The following is a 3,434-nucleotide window of genomic DNA, read 5'->3' as shown; positions in this document are numbered from 1 at the left end:
ATCAGCAGCAGACCCCCGAGCAGGGCAGCCTGCGCCACTTCCTGCGCTACCACCGCCCCGGCTGGGAACAGCAGCTCGGCAAGGTGATCGCCCCGGAACTGCTGGAGCGCCGCGACCTCGCCCCCCAACTGGCCGACCACGCCAGCGACGACCTGTTCGGCCTGGCGTTGGACCTTTCCGCCATCGCGCTGCCCGACTACGCTCAGGACGAAGCCAGCCTGCTGGCCGCCATCGAGGGAGCCGAGAGCGCCAAGGCCCGAGCCCACACCGCCTGCACCGCCGCTGAAAAGGCCCTCAAGCAGCACAACGAGCGGGTACAGCAGGCCGATGACGCCCAGGACACCGCCCGCCTGGCCCACCAGCGCGCCGAGCAGGAGGTGGAGTACGCCCTGGAAGCGCGCCGCCAACAGCAGGCCCGCCACGCGGAAAGCCAGAAAGCCCGCCGTGCCCACATCGAAGCCGCCCTGGCCCGCCAGGAGCAGGCCCAAACCGAGCTGCGCGACGAGAAGCGCGACGCCCTGGCCGAGCTGGCCGAAACCCACCAGGGCCAACTGCTGGAGCTCAAGGCCGACGCCCAGAGCCAGCTCGATAGCCTCGATGCCCAGCTACGCACCTACAAACAGCAGCTCAGCGATGCCAACGCCGAACACCAGCGCCAGCGCGCCGAGCTGGAAGAGGCCTTCAGCCAGGAGCTGGCCGAACAGGGCGTCGACCCCGCCCAGCTCAAGGCCACGCGAACTCGCCTGGAAGCCCAGAACGAGCGCATTCGCAAAACCTCTGACCGACTGGAAGAGCTGGCCGAGTACCAGCGCTTCATGCGCATCGAGTGGGGCCAGCACAAACCCCAACTGGTGGCGGAAGAGGCCGAGCTGGCCCAGCGGGACCAACAGCTCAAGCGCGACAAAGCGCATCTGAAAAACGCCTTCCACGCCGCCAGAGAGGCCCACCAGCAGGCGGTGAACGGCCTGAAGGCCCAGCGCGACAGCGCCCGTGGCACCCTGGAAGCCCTGACACCGCTGCTCAACCAGCTGGAAAGCCTGGAGCTGATGGCCGAAGGCGCGCCGCTGGAAGCCAGCCTGGGCGATGTGGACGAACGCATCGAACGCACCCGCCAGGCCCTGGCCAGCCGCCACCAGCAGCTGGAGCAACTGCGCCGAGGCTGCCTGGACGTCGAAAGCCAACTGATCAAGGACGCCAGCAGCGGCTTTGCCGATGCCCTGCAAAGCGAGCGCGACAAGCTGCCCAGCGACAGCCCCCGGCTACTGCTGCCGCTGCTGCGCGGCATGCTCAAACTGCTGGAAGACCAACAGCAGCAGCTGATTCAGGAAGGCCGCAACCTCAGCGACGACCTGGACAAGTTCTTCATCGTCTTCCGCGACCTGAACCGGCGCATCAGCGCCCAGAGCCGTCGGCTTTCGGAAGAGGTCGCCGATGACCTGCGCCTGGAAGGCATCACCAAGGCGGAAGTGCGCATTCAATCCACCATCGACGAGCTGGGCTTCTGGGAACCGCTCAAACTGTTCGTCCAGCGCTACAAGGCGTGGCGGGAGTCCGGCCAGACGCTGCCCAGCGACGACTACCTCAACGCCCTGGCCGACGTGGTCGATTTGCTGCGCAGCGACCAGCAGTACAGCTTCGAAAGCCTGCTGCGCCTGGAGCTGCACCTGAACGAAGGCGGCACGGACCTGGTGATCAAGAACGACCGTCAGCTGCTGGAGTCCTCCAGCCACGGCATGGCGTATCTGATTCTGTGCAAGTTCCTGCTGGCGTTTACCCGCCTGCTGCGGGGCGATGCGCAAATCGCCATCCACTGGCCCATCGATGAGATCGGCACCCTGGCCTACCACAACGTCGAAAAACTGTTCGATGCCTGCGACAGCAACCGCATCCATATCGTCGGGGCCTTCCCCAACCCGGAATCCGACGTACTGCTGCTGTTCGCCAACCGCTACCTCATCGAACGGGACGCCCAGCAACAGCGTCAGCTCAAGCGTATCGAGCCGCGTCTCAGCGCGCTGGCGCAGAAAATCAAGCAGCGCCAACAGGAGGTGAGCGCATGATCGAACACGGCCCCCTGCTCGAACGCCTGCTGGCAGGCGACTTCATCTGCGCCGTCAGCGACGACAACGCCTATCGCCACCTGGCCAACGAAGAGACCCGCGAGGCCATCGACGCCTACCTGCGCCCGCTCAATCGACGGCTGGCCAGCAACGAGGATGCCAGCGTCTACTTCCTCGCCTGGCGGCAGCTCAACGACACCGCACGGGAGCAGCTCTCCCGCCAGCTCGCCGACACCCTCAACAGCCTGCTGCCCATGCTGGAGTGGTTGCAACTGGTGCAGGAAGCGCTGGGCCGCGACGCCCTGGCCGCCCCTGGCGACGTGCTCAAGCCCGCCGAGTTCAGCGCCAAGTGCGAAGACAACCAGAGCCTGCGCGAGCGCCTGGAACGGCTGGCCACGGACAGCTTCTTTGGCTCACAAAGCGACCAGCTGGATGCCCAGGTGAAGCAGATCTTCAAACGGCTGAAAGAGCACGGCTACCTGATGCAGCCCCACAGCGAACGCCAGGTGTTCGTGGTGACCGGCAAGATGGACTACCTGGTGGACGTGGTGCGCTTCATCCGCGACGAAGAGAACCTGCCCATCGATGCCGACGAGGACACCGGCACGCAGGAGGCCCTGCTGTGAGTAGAAGTATGGGCAATGGGGCGGGCAGTGGCGTGGGCGAGCTGGAGAGCCGCCTGCTCAAGACCGGCGCGGAACGCCTGGCACTGCTGGGCAAGCACGCCGAACAGCTGATGCAGGCCTACACCCGCGACGACGTACCGCTGGAAGGCCTGAGCGACGGCGCGCTGCGCAAGCTGCTGGCCGCCCGGGTGCTATGGCGGCCCGACGATCAGAGCGGCGTCAAACTCGCGCCCAAGGTGCGCGACCTGATCGCCGAAATGCTCGCCGACGAAACCCGCCGCCACGTCAATGCCGACGTGGCCGAAACCCTGGAGCTGATTCGCACTCAGGTCGACAGCTACCGGGAAGCCCGTAGCAAGGGCGAACACTGGCGCCAGGAACAACAGCTACTGCGCCTGCGCCAGGAGGTAGACGACCTCAACGGCCGCTTTGCCGACGCCATCGACAGCCTGTGGCAGCGGCTCAACAGCGATTTCGGCTTCGTCAGCCAGCTCAACGACAAGATCCGCGAGAACGACCGCGCCCAGAAGCAGATCGTGCGCCTGCTCGATGGCCTCGCGCTGATCGACTTCGACGAGCTGATCGCCCTGGTAGGCAGCGACGGCAGCCTGCGCAAGCTGCTCATCAGCCAGCTCCAGAACCGCCTTAGCCACCACTACACCAGCCTGCGGGAAGTGCAGCGGCGGCTGATCGAACTCATGGCCCGCTTCCGCAAGCAGCAGGCCCGCAGCCGCCTGATGACCGGCAT

Annotated in this window: 2 protein-coding genes and 1 pseudogene; all 3 read left to right on the top strand. The window is 66.0% G+C overall.

Features of this window, described 5'->3' with window-relative positions:
- A partial coding sequence (locus B7L71_RS05615) for an ATP-binding protein (protein ID WP_139790052.1) occupies positions 1-2,060 on the top strand: 2,060 nt, incomplete at its 5' end.
- The gene (locus B7L71_RS05610; RefSeq protein WP_081136542.1) at positions 2,057-2,686 is read left to right on the top strand and encodes a condensin complex protein MksE; all 630 of its coding nucleotides are present in this window, start codon (positions 2,057-2,059) and stop codon (positions 2,684-2,686) included. The genes B7L71_RS05615 and B7L71_RS05610, both read left to right, overlap by 4 nt.
- Positions 2,687-2,694: 8 nt before the next feature.
- Positions 2,695-3,434, top strand: a pseudogene (locus tag B7L71_RS05605) (hypothetical protein); the annotation flags it as partial.

The organism is Halomonas sp. BC2, from assembly GCF_002078115.1.
GTDB lineage: Bacteria > Pseudomonadota > Gammaproteobacteria > Pseudomonadales > Halomonadaceae > Vreelandella > Vreelandella stevensii.
Note: the sequence above shows the minus strand (reverse complement) of the source record. Positions and strands in the feature narration are given on the sequence as shown.

Coding starts and splice junctions, on each gene's coding strand:
- B7L71_RS05610 (WP_081136542.1), top strand. CDS start 2,057: ATGATCGAACACGGCCCCCTGCTCGAACGCCTGCTGGCAGGCGACTTC.